Origin of the sequence: Nonomuraea sp. NPDC049141 (assembly GCF_040648415.1) — a bacterium.
Lineage (GTDB): Bacteria > Actinomycetota > Actinomycetes > Streptosporangiales > Streptosporangiaceae > Nonomuraea.
Genome location: NZ_JBEZDR010000003.1, coordinates 53,543 through 75,415 on the forward strand (window position 1 = coordinate 53,543; position 21,873 = coordinate 75,415).

Here is a 21,873-nt window from a genome sequence, read left to right on the forward strand (position 1 = left end):
CGTGTGGCATCGCCAGAACTCGCGGCCGATGCTCCAGACGCCGGCAGCCTGTCGGTTTTCGTCTACTTTGTAAAGGTCGAGCGCGGGGGAGCGGCAGCTTATTCGATGGAGGCGCTTTCTTGCCGCTTGTACAGTGGCTGGCTCCAGCTTCAAGGGGCGGCAGGGGAGAGATCATGCGCGTGCACTATCCGCGTACCCCTCACCTGCCCTGGTCACCTGGCGTGACACCGGACGACGTCCGCGCGGGAGATCTGTCCGGGCTGCGCGGGCGCGAGGTCGTGGTCACGGAGAAGCTCGACGGAGAGAACACCACCCTGTACGCGGACGGGATGCATGCCCGGTCGCTGGACTCGGCTCACCATCCCTCCCGGGCGTGGGTCAAGGGTCTGCAAGGACGGATCGGTGAACGGATCCCGGCGGGGTGGCGGGTGTGCGGGGAGAACATGTACGCCCGGCACTCCATCGCGTACCAGGGGCTGGAGAGCTGGTTCTACGGCTTCTCGGTTTGGGACGGCGATCGGTGCCTGGACTGGGACCGCACGGTCACCTTCCTGCGTGGGCTGGGCATTCCCGTCCCGCCGGTGCTGTGGCGCGGCGTCTTCGACGAGCGGGCGCTGCGGGGATTGCGGCTGAACGCGGAGCGGCAAGAGGGTTACGTGGTACGGGCCGTCGAGGGGTTCGGGCGGGGGGAGTTCGCGGGGCGGGTGGCCAAGTGGGTGCGTCGCGAGCACGTGCGGACCGGCACGCACTGGATGCACGCGAGCGTCGTGCCGAACGCGCTCGGCCCGGGGGCGGCGCTGTGGTCGGTGCGCTCGGGCGCGGACTGCGAGGTGAACGCCCTGCTGGCCGCGGTGGAACTCACCCGAGCCGGACCAGGGGACCTCGCCCGAGCCGAAGCAGAGGATCTCGCCCGAGCCGAAGCGAAGGACGTCCTCCCGGAGGCGGTGGCCGAGGTGTCGGCTCGGCTGAACGTGCTCGGCCGGTGCGGGGACGCCCGGCTGGCGGGCGTGCTGGCCGTGGCGCTGCGGTCCATACCCCGGGCCCGGTTGGCGGCCCGGCTGGCGAGGCCGCTGGGCATGCGGCTGGCGCGGCGGGTCGCGGACCTGGCCGGGCTGCACGGCGCGCTGCGCCGGCCGTACCCGGACGAGGGGCGGCGTGCCGGGCTGGGGCGCATGGCGTTGGCCGCTGACCTGGGTGTGCTGCACGCCGTGGCGGCGGCCGTGCTGGCGGGGCGCGTGGACGATGAGGCCGAACAGGAGCGTGAGCAGGTCGAATGGTCGGTCCTGCATGCCGAGGAGGCCGGGCTGCTCGGGCTGGGGCCGCTGGAGCCGTTGCGGGCCGGTATGCGCGAGGCACTGGCCGGCCTCGGTGAGGAGGCGGCCGAGCGGTGCTGGGCGGAGGCGCGTGACGCCTGGGCCAGGGGGAGGGTCACCACGGTCGAGGAGGCCGTGGCGGCAACCTGGCGGTGGCGGTCGAGGCGGTTCCCCCGGCTGGTGCATCTGGTCGGACCGTCGGGCAGCGGGAAGAGCACGTTCGCGGCCGGCCTGCCGGAGATCGACGCGTATCTGTCACTGGACGATCTGCGCGATGCCAGGGGCTCGCGGGCGGACCAGCGGGCCAACCGGGACGTGCTCGGCGAGGGACTGGCTCGGCTCGATGCCGCCCTGGCGGCCGGTGGCACCGTGGTCTGGGACGCCACCTCGCTCAACCAGCACCAGCGTTCCCTGGTCCACGCCGTCGCGCGCCGCCGCGACGCGCTGACGACGCACGCCGTCGCGCTGGTGGAGGAGGACGAACTGCACCGGCGCAACGCCCGTCGTACCCATCCGGTGCCGCCGCACGTGCTGGCCGCTCAGGTGCGGCGGTTCGTCCCGCCTTATCCGGGTCAGGCCCATCGCACCTGGTACGTCGGCGCGTCCGGAACCATCGAAGACCTGGACGGGGGTGAGGCTTGATGCGTACCAGCGAGGAGCTCTACCACTGGGTCCGCTGGGATCCGCGCTTCGACCCGTCGCGTTTCGTGCTCGGTGTCGGCCAGCGGGGCGCCGACCCCAAGCGCATCCCGCTGCCGATCTTCGTGCCCGGCGGCGACGTTCCGTGGCACCGGGTGCTGTTCGTCGAGGCGGACGGCGAGCTGGTATGGGACCGCGCCACCGGACTGGATCGGATCGACACCTGCGACGCGGGCCGGGTACGCGCCCCGCGCCGCCTGCGCGCGCCCGTCTTCAGCGCCAGAACCCCGCACACTTGGGACCCGGCCGTCGGCTGGCGGCCGAGCACGGGGTCCACGGTGGAGTCGTCCACCGTAGGGGCCGTCCGCCTCCTGACCTGGAACACCCTCTGGGACCGCTACGACAGCGACCGTATCGACACCGCGCGGCGCCGGCCCCTGCTGCTGGCGACCCTGGAAGCGGCCGACGCCGACGTCATCGCGCTGCAGGAGGTCGAGCCCGCGCTGCTGTCGCTCCTGCTGGCGGCCCCTTGGGTGCGGGCCCGCTACACCGTCGGCAGCGACCCGGATGGCGAGGACGTCGCCGACAGCGGGCTGCTGCTGCTCAGCCGGCTGCCCGTCCGGGAGGCGGCCTGGCAGCGGCTCGGCCCGCACAAGGCGGTCGCCGCGCTCGCCGCCGAGACCGCCGCCGGTCCGCTCGTCGTCGCCACCACCCACCTGACCAGCGACCACACCGCCGACGGCGCGGCGCGGCGGCGGGCCGAACTCGCCCGGATCGCCGAAGGGCTGGCCGGCGTCGAGGGTGACCTGGTCCTGATGGGCGACTTCAACGACGGCACGGACGTCCCCGCGTCGGCCCTCGGGCTCCGCGACGCCTGGACGGAGGCGTACGGGTCCGGCGACGACACGCCCACGTTCGACCCGCGTGCCAACCCGCTGGCGGCGCTGTCCTCACTGTCCGGGCGGGCCGCCCGGCTGGACCGCGTGCTGATGCGCGGCCGTCCCCGGACCGTCGCGGCCGCCCTGCGCGGCGACACGCCCGATCCCGGCGGGCTGTACGTTTCCGACCACTACGGGGTGGAGACCGTGCTCGACGTCATGGACAGCGCGCCCGCCAGGGTGCTGGACCTGCCGCCGACCGCGCGCACGGCGGTGGCGTGGATTCCGCCGGAGGAGCTGTGGCCACCCATCCAGGCGCTCCGCCGGACGCACGATCCGCAGGTTGACCGCTGGCCGCCGCACGTCAACCTGCTCTTCGGGTTCGTGCCGGAGTCGGCGTTCGAGGCGGCGGCGCCGTTGCTGGCCGCGGCGGCCGCCGAAGTGCAGCCGTTCGCCGTACGGCTGGAGGGCATCCGCTCCTTCCAGCACCGCCAGGACACGACCATCTGGCTCGATCCGGCCGCCGCCGATCCCGCACCATGGGCCCGCCTGCGTCACGTCCTCCACCAGCGCTTCCCCCGCTGTGCGGGCCGCCCAGAAGGCTTCATCCCGCACCTGACCCTGGGCCGCGTGAACGCCCCGCATCATGCGGGCATCCGGCTCGACCCGATGATCGCCCGCGTCGGGGCGGTCGTACTGCTGTCGCGGCGAGCGGACGAACCCATGCGCCCGCGCGCGGTGATCACTCTGGGAACGGGCGAACTCCGATGGCTGCCCGAGCCCGCCACGCCGGAACCCATTACGCCCGAGCCCACCGGCGCTCCGCCCGCGCTCGTACCACCCGAGCCGATTCCGGACCTGACCGACCTGGCCGATCGTGTCACTTGCCGCCTGGCGGAGGCGCTGAGTCCCGGGATCGTGCACGTCGCAGGCTCCCGGCGGATGGGTTGCGCACTCCCCACCGCCGACTTGGACCTGGTGGCGGCGCTCCCAGACACCGGTACGGACGTTGAGGCTCGGGTGCGGGCGGCGCTGCCCGAGGCCGTGCGGCTGCGGCAGGTGATCGGCGCCCGGGTGCCGGGCCTGCGCCTGCGCGTGTCCGACCTGGACGTCGACCTGACCGTGGTGGCAACCGGCCAGATCCCCCCGGCGCAGTTCCTGCCCCGCCGCGCCGAACTGGGCGAGGCGGCGGCCATCGCCCTGAGCGCGGTCAGTGACGCGGACGCGATCCGCGCCGCGGTGGGCCCCGCACACCAGCGTTTCGCCCGCCTCGCCCGTGAGGTGAAGGCGTGGGCCCGGGCCAAGGGCCTGGACGCGGCCCCGTTCGGCGGCTTGCCCGGCGTGGCGTGGGCGGTGCTGGCCGCCCGCACCATCCTCGACGCCGCCGGCGAATCCGACCTCGACCTCCTCCACCGATTCTTCAGCACCTGGGCTGCCTGGGACTGGCACGAGCCGGTCACTCTCACCCCAGCCGCCCCAGCCGCCCCAGGCGCCCCAGCCGCCCCAGCCGCCCCAGCCGCTCCGGCCGTGATGACCGTGATGACGCCCAGCGCTCCCGTGCGTAACTGCGCTCGCCAAGTCACCCGTGGCGGTCTGGACCGGCTCACCCAGGAGCTCTATCAGGCATGGGAGCTCACGGAGAACGGCTGGTCCGCGGAGTCGCTCGCCCCGCCGCCCCTCCACCGCCGTCACGCGGCCTGGGCGGTGCTGACCGTACGCTCCGACCGCCCCGAGGAGCTCGACGCGGTGCTGGGGCGGGTCAGAGGCCGCATGCTGGAGCTGCTCACCGCCCTGGAAGAAGCCGGGGCGCCGGACGTCCACGCCTGGCCACGCCTGTTCGAGAACGGCCCCCGGCAGGCCCGCTACGCGATCGGCCTGGGCCGCACGCCTCCGCAGGCCGCACAGCTCAGCGAGATCACCGGCCGATGGGCCAGGAACATGTCCGGCGTCACGGTCGAACGGGTTGATCGAGGCGTCGTACCAACCTTGATCTGATCACCATCACGACGAGACCTCATCAGCGCTGCGCGGCTCCCGGCGCTCTTGCTGGTTGAGCCGGTGACGCTGGAGGGAGGAACGGCGGTAGACCTCCTCGCGTGCCCGCATGATCTCGCCGAGCGGCGCGTGTTCGGCCGTCACCCGCCACGGGGTGAAGGAGAGCGCGTCCATCTTCTTGAGGGTTTCCTCGTCCGAGATGTCCTGCTGCGGCAGGCGCAGCCTGGCGACCGTGACGAACGGGGACAGCCGCTCGGGCCACTCGACGGTGAGGTCCTCTACCGGCATGCGGTCCAGGTCGGCGCAGAGCTGGACCTGGATGTCGAACGCGTAGGGCCGGTCCCTCATCTCGGCCACCAAGGCCGGCCGGAAGACCTCTTCCGCGGCTGCCAGGTCGATGGCGCGATGGACGACCGCGGCGGCGGAGGCGGGGTCGGGGGCGAGGCGCACCTTGGCGATGTGGTCGCCGTGCCGTACCGCGCCCATCGTGAAGTAGGTCGACAGCAACACGTTCACCAAGGGCCGCTGTGACACCGCGAGGAAGGCCAGGAACTCGTCCCACGCCCATTCGTCCTCGGCCAAGCTTCCCTTGCCGGTCACGAACTCCCGGTAGAAACGATGCCGCCCGGGCGCGCCCTGGGCGAAATACTTCGGCGCGTCGAGGAACAGTTCCTGGATGAACAGGTAGTGCTTCACCGTGTTGCAGAAGAAGACCGGCGCGTTGATGAGGGTGTAGTCGAAGGTGCCGGTGTCGGGCTCGTCCGCCAGCAGGGTCGGACCCTGGATGCCGAACATCTTCAGCGCCAGCCCGGTCGCGCGGCCGAGGCGCGCGTCGGCGCCCGCGTGCGGTGAGCCGTTGGAGAAGCGGACGAGCGCGTCGTGCCGTCCCGGTGTGGCGTAGATGCCTTGCGCGTACGCGGCGGGCAGCTGGTCGAGGATCTCGACTTCTCCTCTGACGAGCCCGTATCCCTTGGCGTGCGCGTCACGGACGGCCAGGCCGGTGCCCTCGGCGGTCACCGATTCGGCGATGTACCGCTCGGTCTTGGCGATCACCGTCTGCAGGGTCTCGTCGAAATCGGGGACGGTGGCTTCGACGTCTGGTGTGTAAGGGATGAATTGCGAGGGCATGAGCTCCTCCTCAATCCTCCAGCTCGGTCAGCCAGCGCAGGGCGCGCAGACCCGGCAGGAAGCAGTACTCGCCGCCTCGGGTGGCCACGAAGCTGGGCAGGTTCCGCAGGCGGCGCCGGATCGGCTTCTCCGGGATGGTGGCGCTGCCGGTTCCGCCGTGATGCCCGGCCACCGGGTCCTTCTCGCCGGGGAAGCCGATGAAGTTGCCGTCGTTGACCCACTCGGCCTTGATGAATTCAAACTGCCGTTCGAGATTGGCCCCGATGAAGACGCCGACCAGGCCCCGGTCGGCGCCGTCGTCTTCCAGTACGCCCTCTGGCAGTGGCGGGCCGTAGCTGGTGCCGCGGCGGATGAGGCGGTGCATCCGTGCGTCGCCGATGATGGTGGCATCGCGGGGGTTGGTACGCCGGATGTGCGCACCAGCGGGGCACCGGAAGCCGCGATCGTCGTTCGCCCGGTACATGAAGTCGTTGTTGCGGTGCGGATCGGCGCCCAGCGCCGGGTCGTCGTGCTCCGGGGTCAGCGCCAACGGTGCTCCGCTGGGCCAGCGCCCGACCATCTTCGCCGCCAGGAGCGCCTCTTCCTGGGCGCTGGAGGTGTTCGCACGCAAGTACTGGCGCCAGGCCGCCACCTTGGTGTGAATCTTGCGCACGGCAACATAGGTCCCATTGCGCCCCAGCACGTCGGGGCTGGGCATGGACGGCAGATTGCCGGTTTCGTCGGGGTAGCCGAGGATGAACTCGCCGGCTTTGATGGGGATTTCCTGGGGGTTGGAGCCGGGCAGCCCGAGGCCCTCGATGTTCGGATGGCTGATGCCGTCACGGAAGCCGAAGGTGGTACGCCCGGTCGGGAGCTGGCGGACCTCCTGCTGCCAGATCACCTGGACACCGGGCGTGTCCCGGTAGGCGACGCGGGCCCGCTCCAGAGCCTTCTCCAGCCGCGCCGCATCGGGGGAGAGGGCACTCAACGCGATATGCACCTCGCCTGTTCCGAACGGTGGCTCCCAGTGGGCCGGGGCGCTCTCGCCCAGGTCACCGATCAGGTCCGCACGCGCGGCCATGCCCTGGCGAAACGCCCGCGGAAAGCTGTCCAGCGAATCCTGCGGCACCCCCAGGGCCCGCAGTCCCTGGTAGGTGAACGCCACCGCCACCCAGGCATCCTCATTCGGGTCCGCGCTGGGGAATCCACCCTCGATCGCCGGGAGCAGCCGCCGCAGCAGCGAACGCCCGGCGTGGCGGTCATCGACACGTAGGAAGACGAACCTCCCCACGTACGGTGCGGGCCGTGGATGCAGTGCCCCGCTCTGGATGTCGTCGATCTCGATGCGCACGCTGGCTCCGCTCGCGCTTGCCGCCGCGTTCATGATCGCTTGTGCCTCCGCATCGGTCTTCAGCTGGACAACCCCGGGCTGCTAGCCTGCGGCTTCCTCCATCAGCCTCTGGAAGGCCGGCGTGGCCAGCAACTCGGCGTTCGCCGGGTTGTCCAGCGCCGCCCGGAACTCGGGGGTGTCCAGCACCGCCTGGAACGCCTCGTTCACGCGCTGGTCTTTCCAGATCTGCTGAACGGTCAGATCTGGATAAGAGCTGACGAAGACCCCCGCGGGCGCCTGCCGGGCGATGAACCAGTCCTTTATCTTCGGATCGGTGATGCCAGGGAACCCTTCGGCATGCGAGAAGACCTTGTCGAAGCGGCCCCCGATCGCCGTCTTGCCGAAGTCGTCGATGTAGGTGTCCCAGGAGCCGTCGAAGACGCTGGCGAACATGTGCCGGGTGTCGTTGTCGAAAATCACGTGGCGTGCGTCGTGCAGGGTGCCGATCTGGCGCAGTGCCGCACGGGCATCCGTGTCGGACGATCCGCCGGCGAGTGTGGCGAGATCCTCACGCAGCGCATCCGCGTGGCCTGGCTTGATCTTGGTGAAGACGGTGAACTCGCTGCACACCCCGTCCTTCATGCCCGGGCGCTCGGGCTGAGCTGATGAGGTCGCGTCTGGTGCCGCAGTCATGGTGAACCTCTCCTGCTGCGGATCCGTCCGAGGGGAGCCAGGCGCTCCAGGGCGAGGCGCCATCGCCCTCATCTCTCATTCTGACCCCACCACTGTTGGCCGACCGGTAGGCATTTGGTTCGCCGAAAACCAAGGACTGCCCATGAACAGTCGGTCCTGGAACGGCACTTGCCGGTTACGAGCTGTTGTCGGTGTGGTGCGATTCTGCGGAGTGGGCCACGGTCAGTTCACACCGGCCGTCTATGCAGGACCGCCGTACCCGGCCCATCGACATGGTCTGGATCAAACCGATGGCCCAGCAGGTCGGACACCCCCGCAGGGCCAGCAGACCAGCCGGTGCGAGCAGTAAGCCGCCCCATCCGACCACCGGAATCAGGGCGACCGAACCGACCAGCGCGCCGAACCCCACCACGCCGCGCACCAGGTGTCGCGGCAGCGAGGCGCTGGCAAAGCTGCGATCGTCAGTCATCGTTGTCTCCCATGGGTGTGCCGGGTATGCCCTGCAGCGTGCGGTGCACCGTGGCGCGGGCGCGATGCAGCCGCGACTTCATCGCGGTGGTACTGAGGCCGAGCGCGTCGGCGACCGCCCGTCCGCGATAGCCCAGAACATCTCGCATGATCAGAACGCGCCGCTGATCAGCGGGCAGAGAAGCGATCGCCGCCGCCACCCGGCCGGCCTCCAACCGCTGCAAGACCTCCTCCTCGGCCGACCACACGGTGGCGTCCACGACCGGTTCGTGGTGTTGCACCAGCCGCCGCGCCCGCCGCAGGCACTCGTTGCGGACGATACGGAACATCCACGACGCCAGCGCACCGGACGCCCGCAAGGTGCCGATCTTGCGGAACAGGATGATCAACGCCTCCTGTGCGGCGTCTTCCGCGTCTTCTGGCGAGGCACACATCGAGTGGGCGAATCGCCGCACATGCGGGTGCGCGCCGGACACCAGTGCGGCGATCGACTCGACGTCGCCATCCCGCGCGGCGACGACCAGCTGCTCAACCGGCCAACCCACCTCAGCCACGCGAACGACCCCGCCGACGCAGCACCACGACGGTACACACGCACAAGAGAACAGCCGCAACGGCGATACCAACGAGCATGACAACCTCCTGGACCTGTCCCGACGCTGTTGTCGGTACAGGTATAAGAGACGCGCACCCCACCAAAGGATTCACCTCGCCTCTCTTTATGTCCGGGGTCAGGGCTGAATGCCCGATCTGGCGATCTTGTGGCTGATGTTTTGGTACGTTCGCCAGTGACGTAAACGATCTCCCTCCAAGAGGTGCAATGAATATCAGAGCTGGATTCAGGGCGTTGACCGTGGCCTCCGGCGCCGCGATTCTGCTGATCGTCGGATCAGGTGCCGCGAGCGCGGACCCCGTGGAGGCGGAGACGGCGATCTCCTGCGTGAAGAAGATCGACAGCGGCAGATACGACATCATCTACCCCTGGGTCAAAGTCAGGAACGACTGCGCCTGGACCTACGACGTCAAGATCATCTGGAACAACGGGCCCGACAGTCCCTGCAAGGAGCTGTCGCCGGGCGAGACCATGAAGAACATCTCCTCCCCCGGCGCTTCGTACCAGAGAGTTGACCTCTGCTGACGTCGTTATGCAACAAGCCCCCCGTGCGGTCGCGCAGGGGGCATTTTCGTGGTCGGACTGGGCGCTCGTCCACACTCTGAACCCGGTCTGAGACGCGCCGGCCTTCCGCTCGCGCGGTCATCCCGTCACGGTGCTGTCGGCCGATGCCGGGTCACCGGCGCGGCGCCTGCCACCGGGTGTCGAGCCGACCGTGCCGCATTCGGCCTACCAGGCGGACGTGCAGCGTCTCCGGCGTGTTGTCGCCCGCGTCCCTGCTGATCGCCACGCTGCTGTGGCGTACCGACAGGTCGTTGGCGTTCACCACCATGCCCGGCGCGAGGACCAGCTCCACGTTGCCGCCGTTCACCCGCAGCTCGATGACCAGCTCGGGCGCGCTGCGCACCGCACTGGTCAGGTCCAGCAGCACCTCGCACCACGCGGTGCGCAGCGCGAGCCGGTGTGGCAGCGTCCACCGGCCGTCACGGCGCACCGAGCCGTGCCGCTCCTTGATGGTGAGCAGTTCGGCGGCCGGCTCGGCCGGCGTCCGAGCGAGCGGCAGCACGAGTGCGCCGTCGCTGCCCGGCAGGTCGGTGATGAGCGGGGTCAGCGCGTCGATGGTGCGGGCGGTCAGTGCCGCGTCCAGCCGCTCGTCGAACTCGACCGGGTCGAGCCGGCCGTCGGCGACGGCTGCGTGCAGCGTTTCGATGGCACGGTCGCGTTCCGCGTCGGACGCTCGCAGCGCGGGTGAGTTGAGCGGTTCTGCCGGCATCTGGCCCTCCTCGGTGGTGAGGTGGTGGCACCATGCCACCGAACTTACTGACTGACTGATCGGTCTAAGGGGACAGCTACCTAGGCGATCCGGCGGCTCGACGTCTGCTCGCCCCGCCAGGCCGCCGTTTCAGGGGGCCCGGTGACACGCTGCGCGGGCGGGGCGGCTTTCCGTCAGGCGGCGTCGAGGGCTGCGGTGATCTTGCGGATCATGTCGACCAGGGTGGGGCTGGGCCGGCCCTGGTGGGTCCGGGCGGCTGCTTCGACGGCGACGATGACGGTGCTGCGGAAGTTGTCGGCCTCTGCCGGATCCTGCTGCTTGAGCAGGCTCATGGCCGCCGTCAGGGCCGGCAGCACGTGGTCGGCGAGTTCGGCTATGGACTTGCCGTTCAGGTTGATGTCCCAGGTCTTTTCGCGAGTACGTGCCCGACCAGGCCGGTCGCGGAGCCCAGGGCGATGGAGCCGTCGGTGGCGGGGGCCGTACGGGTCCTGGCCCGTCACCGGCTGGCGGTCACGTGTCCCAGGTGACCGGGAGGCTCTTGACGCCGTAGATGTCGGCGGTCTCCGGGCGCAGGGCGACCTCATCGGCAGGGACGGCCAGGCGCAGGGTGGGGAAGCGGTTGAGCAGGGCGGGGAAGGCGACGCGCATCTCGACGCGGGCCAGCTGCTGGCCCAGGCACTGGTGGATGCCGTGGCCGAAGGCCAGGTGCCCGCCGTCCTGCCTGCGCAGGTCGAGCACGTGAGGGTCGGTGAAGCGCTCGGGGTCGCGGTTGGCGGTGGCGTAGGACAGGATGACCGTCGTACCGGCCTTGATGGTCTGACCGCCCAGTTCGACGTCCTCCAGCGCGACCCTCTGGAACTGCTTGGCGACGCTCAGGTACCGCATCAGTTCCTCCACGGCCTTGTCGGCGAGCATAGGGTCGGCGCGCAGCGCGGCCAACTGGGCCGGGTTCCGCAGCAGGGCGAAGGTGCCCAGCGCGAGCATGTTGGTGGTGGTGTCGAACCCGGCCGACAGCAGGAGCAGGCTCATCCCTTTCAGTTCCTCGTCGGTGAGGTCGCTGTCGAGCAGGTCGCTGAGCACGTCGTCGGTGGGGTTGGCGCGTTTGGCGGCCACCAGTTCGGCGAGGTACTGCTGGGTCGCGGTGTAGGCCGCGAACTGGTCCTCGTCGCTGACCTCCCCGTTGAGGAACTTGTCGATGTTGTCCTGGAAGCGGCCCCGGTCCTCGTACGGCACCCCGAGCAGCTCACAGATGATGATGGCGGGGATGGGCTTGGCGAACGCGGTCACCAGGTCCGCCGACGGCCCGGCCTTCTCCATCGCGTCCAGGTGCTCGGCGGTGACCTGCTCGACGCGCTCGGTGAGCAGCCGCATCCGCCGTACGGTGAACTTGCCCACCAGGGGTTTGCGGTAGCGGCTGTGCTGCGGCTCGTCCATGAGCAGGAACTCACCGGGCGGCGCCGGCGGGACCTCGAAGCCGCCGTAGTCGATGGTCGGGTGGTGGCTCATGAGCTCCTTGCGCGAGCTGAACCGTGAGTCGGCCAGGACCGACCGGACCAGGTCGTAGCCGGTGACCAGCCAGCCCTGATGTCCGTCGGGGAAGGGGAGACGGCTGATCGGGCTCTGCTCGCGGGCCTGGATCAGCTCCTTCGGCGGGTCGAAGGGGCAGCCGGGCTGACGCGCCGTCGGCATCGTCGTGACGCTGTGGAGGGGTTCGTTCATGACCTTTCCTTGTCTTGTAGGGCCCTAGGAGATCTTGCGGCGGTAGGTGGTCATGGCGAGGGTGTAGGTGACGATGAGGAGGCCGATGCACCAGGCGAGGGCGGTCCAGATGTCGGTGCCGATCGGTTGCTGGGTGAACAGGTCGCGGATGGCGTTGACGATGGAGGTCACGGGCTGGTGTTCGGCGAAGGCGCGTACGGGGCCGGGCATGGTGGCGGTGGGGACGAAGGCGGAGCTGAGGAAGGGCAGGAAGATGAGGGGGTAGGAGAAGGCGCTGGCGCCTTCGACGGATTTCGCGGTGAGGCCGGGGATGACGGCGAGCCAGGTCAGGGCGAGGGTGAACAGGATGAGGATGCCGGCGACGGCGAGCCAGGCCGGTGGTCCGGCCGTCGTGCGGAAGCCCATGAGCAGGGCGACGAGTACGACGACGATGAGGGAGATCAGGTTGGCGACCAGGGAGGTCAGTACGTGGGCCCACAGGACGGATGAGCGGGCGATGGGCATGGACTGGAAGCGTTCGAAGATGCCGCTCTTCATGTCCGTGAACAGGCGGAAGGCGGTGTAGGCGATGCCGGAGGCGACGGTGATGAGCAGGATGCCGGGCAGCAGGTAGCTCACGTATGACGTGGATCCGGTGTTGATCGCGCCGCCGAAGACGTAGACGAACATCAGCATCATGGCGATCGGCATGATGGTGGTGGTGATGATGGTGTCGGCGCTGCGGGTGATGTGGCGCAGGGATCGTCCCAGCAGGGCGGCGGTGTCGCCGAGGAAGTGCTTGGTCATCGGGGTTCCCCTTGCGCGTTCGTGCCGACGAGGGTGAGGAAGACGTCTTCGAGGGTCGGCTGTTTTTCGACGTATTCGACCGTGGCGGGCGGCAGTAGTTGTTTGAGTTCGGTCAGGGTGCCGTTGACGATGATCCGGCCGTGGTGGAGGATCGCGATCCGGTCGGCGAGGTGTTCGGCCTCGTCCAGGTACTGGGTGGTGAGCAGGACGGTCGTGCCGCGGCTGGCGAGTTCTTTGACGGCCTGCCATACCTCGAGGCGTGCCTGGGGGTCGAGTCCGGTGGTCGGTTCGTCGAGGAAGATGACCGGCGGGTCGCCGATGAGGCTCATCGCGATGTCGAGGCGGCGGCGCATGCCACCGGAATAGGTGGCCACCTTCCGCGCGCCCGCCTCCGTCAGCGCGAACCGCGCGAGCAGGTCATCGGCGATCTTGCCGGGATCCTTGAGATGGCGTAACCGGGCGATCAGAGCGAGGTTCTCCCGCCCGCTGAGGATCTCGTCGCGGCGGCGAACTGCCCGGTGAGGCTGATGGACTCGCGCACGTCCGTGGCCTGTGTGGCGACGTCGAAGCCGTTGACGCCGGCTGTGCCCGCGTCGGCCTTGAGCAGCGTGGACAGGATTCTCACGACCGTGTCTTGCCCGCCCCGTTCGAGCCGAGCAGGGCGAAGATGCTGCCCTTCGCCACGTCGAAGTCCACACCGCGCAGCACCTGCAGCTCCTTGTAGGACTTCTGCAGGCCCTGCACGTGGATCACAGGCTCTTGATGGGTTGTCATCTGGATATCCGTTCTCGTTATGGTTCGTTGCCTGTGACACGATCGATAGCGCTGGTCAGGGCCCGGAGTTGGACCAGTCGCAGCGCCGCCTGACCGATCCTCAGTCCGCTGATCAGGCTTCAGCGCCCCCGTGGCTGAGGGTGGCGACCTCACGTACGGCCTTGGCGATGGCCCGGTAGTCCTTTTTCAGGATCGCGCCGTGGTTACTGGGGACCTTCGCACTGATCTTGATGTTCGGGTTGCGCTCGGTAACCGCCCCAAGGCTGGCACGGATCCGTTCTTGCCCATCGCCATCCCGGCGGCTTCCGAAGGACGCCCCCGACGCGACCACGTACCGCGTCGGGACAGTGATGTTGTCCAGCACGGGGCCCAGCTCACGCGCGCGGGCCATCGTGCCGAGCTCGATGTTGATGTTCGCCATCTGCTCGGCGGTCATTCGTGGGGTCAGGCCCGTCGGGCGCAGCAGCGGCATGAACCAGTTCATCCGCCGAAACATCTTCCGGATCCGCTGCTCCATGGCCTCGGTCAGCCAGTCGTAGGGCTGGGCGCCGTCCACCAGGACCGCGCCCAGGGCACGGTCCGGATTGCTGTCGGCCCAGTGCGCCGCGACGAACGCTCCGTAGGACCAGCCGACCACCACCGCCTGGTCCACACCCCTGGCCGCGAGAACGGCATCGACATCGCGGACGGCGACCTCGAAGGAATAGTCCGCCGAACGCTTCGACTTGCCGCGAGCCCGCTCGTCGTAGGTGATGTGCCGCCATTCCGTCCCCAGATCGGCGATGACCCGCCGCCAGTACCCCTGAGTGGCGAACTGGCCATTGAGGTAGACCACAGGGATACCGGGACCGCCGGTGTCGGTCACGGCCAGGGCCGTATCGTCAACCGGCATCATGCCGGTCCACGTCGAATTCATCGGGAAAGTGCTGTGCTTCGTCATGTGTCCCACCTCGCGTTAGGCGTCGTGTACGACTTCTTCTCCAGGTACTGCCGGATCTGCTTGATCCTGACCAGCAGGTGCTCTCGGCGCTGTCGGAGAGCCCTGATCCCGCAGCCACGCCGTGATCTCGTAGCCGTACGCGGGCAGGCCGGAAAGGATCGGTCACGGACCGGCCGCCATGGGTCGGTGCGAGCCTGGGTGAAAGTCACTTCGGGGCAGCTCTATGACCACCCCGTTGGCCAACAAGACAGTCGGCGCAGGGCGATCTCGAAGAGGCTCCGGTGGCTGACCCGGCGTATTCAGCCGGTCGGCACGATCGAGAGCAGCCAGACCCCACGCCGATGGCGTGTGTGGCGGCGGCGCGCCAATGGGCGGCTAAAGTTCAGATTGGTAGTTCAACCGTGCTCTGCTGTAGCGGGCGCGGCCTCGGGGGGTGTTCCAGCACCCTCCCGGGGGGCCCGTCCAATAGGACGGCTCCTACTCGCAGAAGACCCGCAAGTAGCCATCGGTCATCTCGAGCTCCACGATCGTCTCGTCGAGGTGATCCACGAGCGCCTCAAGCTGTTCGGGCTTGAGCTGCGTCAGGTCGAACGGCACGCCCGACTTGCTCAGCTCGGCGTTGGCCCGATCCAGTGCCTGCGGCGGGATCAGGGCCGCCAGCTGTACGCCGGCCCGCAGCAGTTGCAGCGGTGCCCGTATGTTGAGCCGCCCCGACTCGCCGTCACCCTCGTCGAACTCCATCATCACCCGCAGGTACTTCGCCTTACCTTTCGGCCGGGCGGCGGGACTGGCCACCGCCGGCGGCTCGGCTCGTTCGAGTGCGGTGATGAGCCGTTCCGCCTCCTCTGCGGTGATCTTGCCCTCGGCCAGCAGGTCGAGGACGTCCTTACGTTGTTCGCTCATCGAAACCTCTCCTATCGGATGGCCACGAGCACAGCCGTACGGCTGAACTCCGCGTCGAATCGGGTGCCGGGCAACGCGCAGACGACGCGCCAGCCGATGCAGAGTGCCCGCACCAGATCGATGCGGTAGATGTGGCAGGCCACGGCGGCCCCTACGACGGCCAGGACCACAACCGGTGAAAGCACGAGCACGACCGGGACCACTGGAACCCAGATCCGGATGCGACGACGGTCCGGGCGGTTGACTCGTACGGTCACCAGCTGCGGCATCATGTCTGCCCCTCCAACTCGGACAATGCCTGCTGTGCGGTGATCTCGCCGCGGCGCAGCCGATCGATGACGTCGGCCCGCGACGGCGCCGGATCGGTCTCGACGAAGTCGAGCATCGGCGCGATCCGGTTCAGTCGTGCTTTGATCGTCGGGTAGCTCACCCCGAAGATCCGTTCCATCTGCTTGATGGAACCGTGGCACCGCACGAACGCCGTGACGAAGACCTGATCCTCGACGTTGAGCTGAGCCAGTTGCGGCAGCTCGAACTCACCCTCGATCGCGACGCCGCTGCCCGCCAGGCGCACCCGCTCGACGACGAACGGCTGGCCCCGGGTCAGGTTCGTGAGCTCCTGCCAGTCCATCGCCTGATCTCTCATATCTAAAGTTATACCCGGATAGGACTTCAACTTTCAAGAAGTCGATCTTAATTTTCTTAAGCTTCTGCTTTCATCGGACTCCTTGGCTGGCCCACCGCCCGCCCTGCCGCCCGTCCTGGCCCCGCCGCTTCCGCTGCCGGACCTGGAGGCAGAAGGTCGGCGAGCGCCACCAGTGCGGTCGCAGTCGCTGCCGATCTTGACGGCGATCAGTCCACCCGATGGCGGAACTTCCACCGGCCTGGCCCGCCGCAAAACGATCGAGGGGCAACGCAGTCGCGTTGCCCCTCGATCGTTCCCCCGCGCCTACCAGCGCAACTTCCCGGTGTCGTCCTGGAACGTTCCTGTCGGACCGTCCGCGTCGAGGGTGGCCAGGCGCACGACAGTTCTGGCGCTCTCTTCCGGTGACCTTCCGATCCCGAAGGCCGCGGTCATGTCGGTGGCGGTGGTGCCGGGCTCGATCGCATTGAACTTGATGCCCGGCTGGGACTTGGCGTACTGAACCGTGAGCATGGTGGCTGCTGACTTGGACGCGGAGTAAAGCGTGAGGGGCAAGTTGAACTCCGGCCGGTCGGGGTTGTTCACTGCCCAAAAGGATCCGGCGCTGCTCGAAACGGTGACCACGTTAGGGTTCGATGATCTGCGCAGCAAGGGAAGTGCCGCCTCCGTGACGCGCACGATTCCCACCGCGTTGGTGTCGAACACGCGGAGAGCCGTGGGACCGTCGATGACTCCGTCTCCCAGGATGCCCGCGTTGTGCACCAGAACGTCGAGCCGGCCCTCGGCCGCGTCGATCGTCGCCAGAGCGCTGCTCACCGATGCGTCGTCGGTCACATCGAGTTGCACGAATCGTGCGCCAAGTGCTGCCGCGGCCTTCTCGCCTCGCTCGACGTCACGCGCGCCGATGTAGACGACGTGGCCCAGGACCAGAAGCTGTTTGGCTGTTTCGAAGCCGATGCCTTTGTTGGCCCCAGTGATCAGTGTGATGGTCATGCTTTTCCCTTCGAGATATGTGGGTTGCTGACGCTGATCGCGGAGGTCAGCCGGTCAGCTGCCGGAGTAGTTCGCCGGCGTCATGCACGTGGACCTGATAAATGGCGTACTCGACGATTTCGAACGAGGCGCCGGTGGGCCACGCCTTCGCCGGAGTGCCCGTGTTGACCAGACGCGCAGCCATACGGTCACCGTCGAAGAGCAGTTCCTTGAGCTCCCAGTGCAGGTCCGGAACCGCGTCCACGTCAGCTTTCTGAACCGCGGCGGCGATCTCCTCCGGGCGCCCGAGCCGGCCCCGCGGCACACGCGTAGCCAGGTGCTGCTGGAACTGCGCCGGGTCGGTTAAGTAGTCCCACATCGACGCGCCCTTCCATTTCTGCAGCGATCGCTACAGAAGTCCGACGGTAGCACTTCTGTAGCGATCGCTGCAAAAAGCGGTAGACTGAAGGAGTGGGGAGGAAACAGAGCGGCCCCATCGGCCGGCCGCGAAAATTCGACGCCGACGAAGCTCTCGAGCGCGCCGTGCTGACCTTCTGGGAGCACGGCTACGAGGGGGCCAGCACGGCCCACCTGGCGGACGCGATGGGCATCTCCACCACCAGCATGTACGCGGCCTTCGGCAACAAGGAGGAGTTGTTCCGCAAGGCCCTGGAGCGCTACACCGAAGGACCGAGCGCATACCTGGCAGAGGCCCTGGAGGAGCCGACCGCCCTCGGCGTCGCCACCGCCATCCTGGCCGGCATCGTTCGAACCACTACCCGCCCGGCCCAACCCCACGGGTGCCTGGGCGTCCAGGGCGCACTGGCCGCCAGCGACTCCGGGCGTGAAGTCCGCGACCTTCTCGTCGCCTGGCGCAACGATTCCTACTCCTGCGTCCGAGAGCGGTTCCAGCGAGCCGTCGACGACGGCGACCTTCCTCCGGAAACCGATCCGGGGCTCCTGGCCCGCTACGTCACCACTCTGGCGTTCGGCATCGCCGTGCAAGCCGCGAGCGGTGTCGGCCGCGACGAACTCCAGGAGATGGCCGACGCCGCCCTGCGCAACTGGCCGCTCTCCTGAGAACCGCCCCGGGCTGATCGGCAGATAGTGGTGGCCTCGGTGGCCTGGTAAGCAGTGCGGCGCCGATGGGGGCGACCTCACGCAGCTCGCGCAGGCGTCCGTGCAGGTCCGGGCGATGGAAGGGGGAGGAGCCGTGGAAGCTGATGTGCTCGAACAGCAGCGGTGACAGGCGCGCGCGGATTTGCGGTCCGACGGTCAGACCGCTCGTCTCCAGCCGGTCGACGGCGGCGCCCACGTAGAGACTGTTCCGGGGTCGTGGTCATGTCTCGCCGGGAACGGGGTGGGCAGCGTCCTCCGCTCCGCGGTCGACACCGACGGCCCGAAGTCCTGATCCGGCGACGAGGGCGTCGCCGAGTTCCGAGCGCAGATAGAGGACCGAGCGGCCGTGGCGGGCGCTGGCGAGGAGGCCTGCGGCGCGGAGGGTACGGAGGTGCTGATTGACGGCCGAGGGGGTGACGCCCAGGCGGCCGGAGAGTTCGGTCGATGAGGCGGGGGCCTCGAGCATGGTGAGCAGCCCTGCCCGGGTGGCGCCCAGAAGGTCGGTGAGCACTCCTGGGGAGTGACGGGGCTCCGGTTGCCAGAGGGTGCCGACGCCCCGAGTGCCGTACATGATCAAAGGGGGCTCGGCCGGGGAAATGGGGACGGTGGCGGCCCGGCCGAAGAGGGTCGGGACCAGGGTGAGGCCCTCGCCGCTGGTGGAGCGCCGATAGCGGGCGTCGCTGATCAGCCGCATGCGTACGACGCCGTCCTTCAGCTGAACGCGCTCGTTGAGGTCGGCGAACATGGCGGCCAGGCCGCGGGCCGAGATGACCTGGCCGCGGTGGACCACGTCGGCCTGCAGGACCGCGCGCATCCTGGGCCACCAGGGCGCGAAGCAGGTGCGCCAGTAGTCCCGCAGCGCGTCCAGGATGCGGGCCGACGGGTCGCCGCGCAGCGGCTCGGGGAGCCGGGGGTGGATGGCGCGTAGGTCGTCGAGCACCCGGTCCACGGGCACGCGGGCGACCGTGGCGAGTTCGTCGTCGATGCGGGTGAGCGGGGCGTGGGGGCGGGGTGACAGGTAGTCCGGTGTCCACATGTCGTCGTTGGTGAGCGCTTGCAGCAGGGGCAGGTCCAGCATGGATCGGGCCTGCTCCGTGCGGCGCAGCCAGGGCAGGTGCACGGGATAGCGCCCAGGGTCGCGGAACGTGCGCAACGACAACGTGAGCTCGTTGAGCGGCGAGATGGCGAAGCGGACGTCGGCCACGTCCATCCCCGCGAGTTCGTACTCGATCAGCCCCGCCATGAAGCCATACGCTACATCAATTGGCGACAAAGGCCCTATTACGGGATAAAGGCCCCCGTGATTCAGACCTTCTTCCCTCAGGACCGCGTCGCCCGCTCACTGACCGTCAGCACGATGGCGTTCGCGCTCTCCAGCGGCGTCTTCTACACCGTCAGCACGCTGTACTTCACGCTCGTCATCGGGCTCAGCGCGGCGACGGTGGGTCTCGGGCTGGGCATCGCGGGCGGCACCGGGGTGCTGGCCTCGTACGCGGGAGGGTGGCTGGCTGACCGGGTCGGCGCGCACCACGTCCAGACGGTGGCGACAGCGCTCAACGGGGTTGCGCTGCTCGCCTACACGTTCGTCTCTGACGCCGTCGTGTTCACCCTGATCGCCTGCCTGGCCGTGATCACGCGTGCGGTGGGCTCCTCGTCGAAGCAGGCGATGCTGGCGCGGTGGTATACCGGCCCGGAGCGGGTCGAGGTCCGGGCACGGATGCGCGTGGTCACGAACGTCTTCATCGGCCTGGGCACGGTGGCCGCTGCGGCGGCGCTCCTGATCGGCACCGCGTCGGCGTACCGTGTCGCGGTGGTCGTCGCCGGAGTCCTGCTGCTGGCGGCCACCGTGCCGCTGGCCGGGCTCGGGCGTCAGGTGCCGGAGCTCGCCGCCAGGATGGCAGCTGTCAGGGAGCGCACCGCGTCCACCGGGCCTTCGCCACTCAGCGACCGTACGTACATCGCGAGCGTGGCGTGCAACGCCGTGGTGGCCACGCAGTTCGGCCTGCTGACCGTCGGCATGCCGCTCTGGGTGGCCACCACCGACGCGCCCACCGCCATCGTCTCCGTGCTACTCGTCCTCAACACCGTGGTCGTGGCCGTACTCCAGGTGCGCGCCTCGCGCGGCACCGACGACGTGCGCAAGGCCGGGCGCGCGGTCAGGCGCGCGTCGTGGTTGCTCGCGATGGCATGCGGTCTGTACGCCCTGGCCGGCTTCGGAAACATGATCGTCGCCTGCGTCCTGTTCGTCCTGGCCGCGTTCGCCCACACCATGGGGGAGATCCTGGGCGAGGCGGGTGGCTGGGGCATGGCCTTCGAACTGGCCGACCAGCGCAGCGCCGGCGCCTACCAAGGCCTCAGCCAGACCGGCTACGCGATCGCGGCCATGTTCTCCCCGATCCTCGCCACCGCCGCCGTCGAACACGGCACCGCGGGCTGGGTCGGCCTGGCCGCCCTCTTCGTCCTGGCCGGCACGGGCGCCGCCGCGGTGGCCCGGCACGCGGCGGGCGGCGTCGGCGGGTTCCATCTCCCACAGCGATCGGACCGAACCACGCCCGTGCCTGCTCCAGGTGCATCACGTCGGAGCTGATGGTCCCGTACGACAGCCCCGCCGCTGCTCGCGCCAGCACGAACCCGGCCAGTACGTCGGCCTCCAGCGCTTCCAAGTCCTCCACGGTGGCCGGGGCGACGCGACACCCGCAGATCCGTCAGCCACGATTCGCACTTTCGACACGAAGGATGCTCGCCACGCCGACAGTGCTTTTGTCATTGCAGGATCTCCAGCTGTACCTGCCAGGAGACGTCAGGTACAGCTGGCAGCGTGGGCCGCACACCTCACAAAAAGGAGCTGGCTGGATGAGCGGCATCGAAAAGACCCTGGCAGAACTCGAGCAGCGGATGCTGGACGCTGACGCTGCCTATGACGAGCGCTTTTTCGAAGAGCACTGCGCCGACGACTTCGTAGCCATGGGACATTACGGAATCGTGTCCAGGCAGCAGGTTCTCGACATGTACGTCAAGGGAGCCGGGAACCCGGACCGGCGCAACCGAGCACACGATGTTGTGGTCAAGCCGCTCGGCGACGCAGGAGCCGTCGTCACCTACAAACTGACAAGCACTACCGGCGATGAGACGTCCTCATGGCTTGCGTCGACGGTCTACCGCCGGACCTCCGAGGGCTGGCGCGTCGTCCTCCTCCACCAGACGCCCATGTAGGCCTGCCGTGATGACGTTCGCGCCGGCCGCACCCACTGCTCGGCCCCACCGACAGCACTTGCCTTCCCAGTGGATGGTCACCGCGCGGTCGTCGACGTTGCCCACGAGCTCGGCAGTACATCGTTCGGTCTGACAGTCGTTTTAACCTGTTGAATACCGGTATTGACCTTATTGATCTATTCGCTTCGGCAGTCGATCATCGAGAGCAGTAGCGCTCCTCGCCCCAGGAAGGATCTTCATGATTCGCCGCGCATCGCTGGCCGTCCTGCTCGCTCTCGGCACCCTCACCGTTATCAGCTCACCCGCGCACGCCCGCGCCTGCCAGATCGACTACCACTGCGAGACGTACTACTACACCGACTCGAGCCGCACCACGCTGAAGGGGATCAAGTACGAGAACTGCGTCGGAGATGAGACGTGGGTGGGCACGCGTGGGTCCTACCCGGAGTTCCACGAGACCCCCTGCTGAGCGTCCGCTCAGAAGTCTCCGCTCGG

General features: G+C 68.7%; 26 protein-coding genes. 7 read left to right on the forward strand and 19 right to left on the reverse strand.

Annotated elements, in window-relative coordinates; translation table 11 throughout:
* The first annotated feature begins 173 nt into the window (after nt 1-173).
* Both AB0B91_RS08875 and AB0B91_RS08880 read left to right on the forward strand, forming a co-directional pair.
* Nucleotides 174-1,955, forward strand: coding sequence for an RNA ligase family protein (locus tag AB0B91_RS08875; protein WP_358317633.1), 1,782 nt, complete (start codon nt 174-176; stop codon nt 1,953-1,955).
* The gene (locus AB0B91_RS08880) at nt 1,955-4,825 is read left to right on the forward strand and encodes a poly(A) polymerase (RefSeq protein WP_358317635.1); all 2,871 of its coding nucleotides are present in this window, start codon (nt 1,955-1,957) and stop codon (nt 4,823-4,825) included. Before AB0B91_RS08875 ends, AB0B91_RS08880 begins: the two co-directional genes overlap by 1 nt.
* Nucleotides 4,826-4,831: 6 nt before the next feature.
* Here AB0B91_RS08880 and AB0B91_RS08885 read toward each other — a convergent pair whose 3' ends face one another.
* The 5 genes from AB0B91_RS08885 to AB0B91_RS08905 all read right to left on the reverse strand — a co-directional run bounded on the left by AB0B91_RS08885 (nt 4,832) and on the right by AB0B91_RS08905 (nt 8,977).
* A complete protein-coding gene (locus tag AB0B91_RS08885; RefSeq protein WP_358317637.1) occupies nt 4,832-5,953 on the reverse strand; it encodes a catalase family protein in 1,122 nt (373 codons plus the stop codon).
* A 10-nt stretch (nt 5,954-5,963) separates the two neighbouring features.
* A complete protein-coding gene (locus AB0B91_RS08890) occupies nt 5,964-7,283 on the reverse strand; it encodes a Dyp-type peroxidase (RefSeq protein ID WP_358317639.1) in 1,320 nt (439 codons plus the stop codon).
* Between the two features lie 81 nt (nt 7,284-7,364).
* Nucleotides 7,365-7,955, reverse strand: coding sequence for a hypothetical protein (locus AB0B91_RS08895; RefSeq protein WP_358317641.1), 591 nt, complete (start codon nt 7,953-7,955; stop codon nt 7,365-7,367).
* A 175-nt stretch (nt 7,956-8,130) separates the two neighbouring features.
* Nucleotides 8,131-8,424, reverse strand: coding sequence for a hypothetical protein (locus tag AB0B91_RS08900; protein ID WP_358317643.1), 294 nt, complete (start codon nt 8,422-8,424; stop codon nt 8,131-8,133).
* Nucleotides 8,417-8,977, reverse strand: coding sequence for a sigma-70 family RNA polymerase sigma factor (locus tag AB0B91_RS08905; RefSeq protein WP_358317645.1), 561 nt, complete (start codon nt 8,975-8,977; stop codon nt 8,417-8,419). The genes AB0B91_RS08900 and AB0B91_RS08905 overlap by 8 nt, the downstream gene beginning before the upstream one ends.
* A gap of 266 nt (nt 8,978-9,243) precedes the next feature.
* Here AB0B91_RS08905 and AB0B91_RS08910 point away from each other — a divergent pair, with 266 nt between their 5' ends.
* Nucleotides 9,244-9,561, forward strand: a complete 318-nt coding sequence (locus tag AB0B91_RS08910; protein WP_358317647.1) for a hypothetical protein — start codon at nt 9,244-9,246, stop codon at nt 9,559-9,561.
* Nucleotides 9,562-9,712: 151 nt separating this feature from the next.
* Here the strand turns inward: AB0B91_RS08910 and AB0B91_RS08915 are convergent, their stop codons facing one another.
* The 13 genes from AB0B91_RS08915 to AB0B91_RS08975 form a co-directional block, all read right to left on the reverse strand.
* Nucleotides 9,713-10,309: a DUF1707 domain-containing protein gene (locus AB0B91_RS08915; protein ID WP_358317649.1), complete on the reverse strand. Its 597-nt coding sequence runs from the start codon at nt 10,307-10,309 to the stop codon at nt 9,713-9,715.
* Nucleotides 10,310-10,482: 173 nt separating this feature from the next.
* Nucleotides 10,483-10,809 (reverse strand): hypothetical protein, encoded by a 327-nt coding sequence (locus AB0B91_RS08920; protein ID WP_358317651.1) that lies wholly within the window; start codon nt 10,807-10,809, stop codon nt 10,483-10,485.
* Nucleotides 10,810-10,819: 10 nt separating this feature from the next.
* Nucleotides 10,820-12,028: a cytochrome P450 gene (locus AB0B91_RS08925; RefSeq protein ID WP_358317653.1), complete on the reverse strand. Its 1,209-nt coding sequence runs from the start codon at nt 12,026-12,028 to the stop codon at nt 10,820-10,822.
* A 24-nt stretch (nt 12,029-12,052) separates the two neighbouring features.
* Nucleotides 12,053-12,814, reverse strand: a complete 762-nt coding sequence (locus tag AB0B91_RS08930) for an ABC transporter permease (RefSeq protein ID WP_358317655.1) — start codon at nt 12,812-12,814, stop codon at nt 12,053-12,055.
* The gene (locus AB0B91_RS08935; RefSeq protein ID WP_358318329.1) at nt 12,811-13,308 is read right to left on the reverse strand and encodes an ABC transporter ATP-binding protein; all 498 of its coding nucleotides are present in this window, start codon (nt 13,306-13,308) and stop codon (nt 12,811-12,813) included. The genes AB0B91_RS08930 and AB0B91_RS08935 overlap by 4 nt, the downstream gene beginning before the upstream one ends.
* Nucleotides 13,278-13,439, reverse strand: coding sequence for a hypothetical protein (locus AB0B91_RS08940; protein WP_358318345.1), 162 nt, complete (start codon nt 13,437-13,439; stop codon nt 13,278-13,280). The genes AB0B91_RS08935 and AB0B91_RS08940 overlap by 31 nt, the downstream gene beginning before the upstream one ends.
* Nucleotides 13,436-13,588, reverse strand: a complete 153-nt coding sequence (locus tag AB0B91_RS08945) for an ATP-binding cassette domain-containing protein (RefSeq protein WP_358317657.1) — start codon at nt 13,586-13,588, stop codon at nt 13,436-13,438. The genes AB0B91_RS08940 and AB0B91_RS08945 overlap by 4 nt, the downstream gene beginning before the upstream one ends.
* Before the next feature lie 112 nt (nt 13,589-13,700).
* The gene (locus AB0B91_RS08950; protein WP_358317659.1) at nt 13,701-14,528 is read right to left on the reverse strand and encodes an alpha/beta hydrolase; all 828 of its coding nucleotides are present in this window, start codon (nt 14,526-14,528) and stop codon (nt 13,701-13,703) included.
* A 477-nt stretch (nt 14,529-15,005) separates the two neighbouring features.
* Complete coding sequence (locus AB0B91_RS08955; protein ID WP_358317662.1) at nt 15,006-15,431, reverse strand: hypothetical protein; 426 nt, start codon at nt 15,429-15,431, stop codon at nt 15,006-15,008.
* Nucleotides 15,432-15,442: 11 nt separating this feature from the next.
* Nucleotides 15,443-15,703, reverse strand: a complete 261-nt coding sequence (locus tag AB0B91_RS08960) for a hypothetical protein (protein ID WP_358317664.1) — start codon at nt 15,701-15,703, stop codon at nt 15,443-15,445.
* The gene (locus tag AB0B91_RS08965) at nt 15,700-16,077 is read right to left on the reverse strand and encodes a DUF2089 domain-containing protein (RefSeq protein ID WP_358317666.1); all 378 of its coding nucleotides are present in this window, start codon (nt 16,075-16,077) and stop codon (nt 15,700-15,702) included. Before AB0B91_RS08965 ends, AB0B91_RS08960 begins: the two co-directional genes overlap by 4 nt.
* 303 nt (nt 16,078-16,380) lie before the next feature.
* On the reverse strand, nt 16,381-17,067 hold the full coding sequence (locus AB0B91_RS08970; RefSeq protein ID WP_358317668.1) for an SDR family NAD(P)-dependent oxidoreductase: 687 nt from the start codon (nt 17,065-17,067) through the stop codon (nt 16,381-16,383).
* Nucleotides 17,068-17,113: 46 nt separating this feature from the next.
* Nucleotides 17,114-17,425, reverse strand: a complete 312-nt coding sequence (locus AB0B91_RS08975; RefSeq protein ID WP_358317670.1) for an ester cyclase — start codon at nt 17,423-17,425, stop codon at nt 17,114-17,116.
* A 92-nt stretch (nt 17,426-17,517) separates the two neighbouring features.
* On the opposite strand from AB0B91_RS08975, the gene AB0B91_RS08980 reads away from it, so the two are divergent.
* Nucleotides 17,518-18,126 carry a TetR/AcrR family transcriptional regulator gene (locus AB0B91_RS08980; protein WP_358317672.1) on the forward strand — a complete coding sequence of 203 codons (609 nt, stop codon included), beginning with the start codon at nt 17,518-17,520 and terminating at the stop codon, nt 18,124-18,126.
* A 259-nt stretch (nt 18,127-18,385) separates the two neighbouring features.
* Here the strand turns inward: AB0B91_RS08980 and AB0B91_RS08985 are convergent, their stop codons facing one another.
* Nucleotides 18,386-19,408 (reverse strand): DUF5937 family protein, encoded by a 1,023-nt coding sequence (locus AB0B91_RS08985; RefSeq protein ID WP_358317674.1) that lies wholly within the window; start codon nt 19,406-19,408, stop codon nt 18,386-18,388.
* 57 nt (nt 19,409-19,465) lie between these two features.
* Between AB0B91_RS08985 and AB0B91_RS08990 the strand changes: the two genes are divergently transcribed.
* The 3 genes from AB0B91_RS08990 to AB0B91_RS09000 all read left to right on the forward strand — a co-directional run bounded on the left by AB0B91_RS08990 (nt 19,466) and on the right by AB0B91_RS09000 (nt 21,847).
* Complete coding sequence (locus AB0B91_RS08990) at nt 19,466-20,752, forward strand: MFS transporter (RefSeq protein ID WP_358317676.1); 1,287 nt, start codon at nt 19,466-19,468, stop codon at nt 20,750-20,752.
* Between the two features lie 266 nt (nt 20,753-21,018).
* On the forward strand, nt 21,019-21,378 hold the full coding sequence (locus tag AB0B91_RS08995) for a nuclear transport factor 2 family protein (protein WP_358317678.1): 360 nt from the start codon (nt 21,019-21,021) through the stop codon (nt 21,376-21,378).
* A gap of 238 nt (nt 21,379-21,616) precedes the next feature.
* Nucleotides 21,617-21,847, forward strand: a complete 231-nt coding sequence (locus AB0B91_RS09000; RefSeq protein WP_358317680.1) for a hypothetical protein — start codon at nt 21,617-21,619, stop codon at nt 21,845-21,847.
* Nucleotides 21,848-21,873: the final 26 nt, after the last annotated feature.

Bases quoted from the DNA above. Each gene is read 5' to 3' on its own strand.
- AB0B91_RS08875 (WP_358317633.1), top strand. From the start codon at position 174: ATGCGCGTGCACTATCCGCGTACCCCTCACCTGCCCTGGTCACCTGGC.
- AB0B91_RS08880 (WP_358317635.1), top strand. From the start codon at position 1,955: ATGCGTACCAGCGAGGAGCTCTACCACTGGGTCCGCTGGGATCCGCGC.
- AB0B91_RS08885 (WP_358317637.1), bottom strand. From the start codon at position 5,953: ATGCCCTCGCAATTCATCCCTTACACACCAGACGTCGAAGCCACCGTC.
- AB0B91_RS08895 (WP_358317641.1), bottom strand. From the start codon at position 7,955: ATGACTGCGGCACCAGACGCGACCTCATCAGCTCAGCCCGAGCGCCCG.
- AB0B91_RS08900 (WP_358317643.1), bottom strand. From the start codon at position 8,424: ATGACTGACGATCGCAGCTTTGCCAGCGCCTCGCTGCCGCGACACCTG.
- AB0B91_RS08910 (WP_358317647.1), top strand. From the start codon at position 9,244: ATGAATATCAGAGCTGGATTCAGGGCGTTGACCGTGGCCTCCGGCGCC.
- AB0B91_RS08915 (WP_358317649.1), bottom strand. From the start codon at position 10,309: ATGCCGGCAGAACCGCTCAACTCACCCGCGCTGCGAGCGTCCGACGCG.
- AB0B91_RS08925 (WP_358317653.1), bottom strand. From the start codon at position 12,028: ATGAACGAACCCCTCCACAGCGTCACGACGATGCCGACGGCGCGTCAG.
- AB0B91_RS08930 (WP_358317655.1), bottom strand. From the start codon at position 12,814: ATGACCAAGCACTTCCTCGGCGACACCGCCGCCCTGCTGGGACGATCC.
- AB0B91_RS08945 (WP_358317657.1), bottom strand. From the start codon at position 13,588: ATGACAACCCATCAAGAGCCTGTGATCCACGTGCAGGGCCTGCAGAAG.
- AB0B91_RS08950 (WP_358317659.1), bottom strand. From the start codon at position 14,528: ATGACGAAGCACAGCACTTTCCCGATGAATTCGACGTGGACCGGCATG.
- AB0B91_RS08955 (WP_358317662.1), bottom strand. From the start codon at position 15,431: ATGAGCGAACAACGTAAGGACGTCCTCGACCTGCTGGCCGAGGGCAAG.
- AB0B91_RS08960 (WP_358317664.1), bottom strand. From the start codon at position 15,703: ATGATGCCGCAGCTGGTGACCGTACGAGTCAACCGCCCGGACCGTCGT.
- AB0B91_RS08965 (WP_358317666.1), bottom strand. From the start codon at position 16,077: ATGAGAGATCAGGCGATGGACTGGCAGGAGCTCACGAACCTGACCCGG.
- AB0B91_RS08970 (WP_358317668.1), bottom strand. From the start codon at position 17,067: ATGACCATCACACTGATCACTGGGGCCAACAAAGGCATCGGCTTCGAA.
- AB0B91_RS08975 (WP_358317670.1), bottom strand. From the start codon at position 17,425: ATGTGGGACTACTTAACCGACCCGGCGCAGTTCCAGCAGCACCTGGCT.
- AB0B91_RS08985 (WP_358317674.1), bottom strand. From the start codon at position 19,408: ATGGCGGGGCTGATCGAGTACGAACTCGCGGGGATGGACGTGGCCGAC.
- AB0B91_RS08995 (WP_358317678.1), top strand. From the start codon at position 21,019: ATGAGCGGCATCGAAAAGACCCTGGCAGAACTCGAGCAGCGGATGCTG.
- AB0B91_RS09000 (WP_358317680.1), top strand. From the start codon at position 21,617: ATGATTCGCCGCGCATCGCTGGCCGTCCTGCTCGCTCTCGGCACCCTC.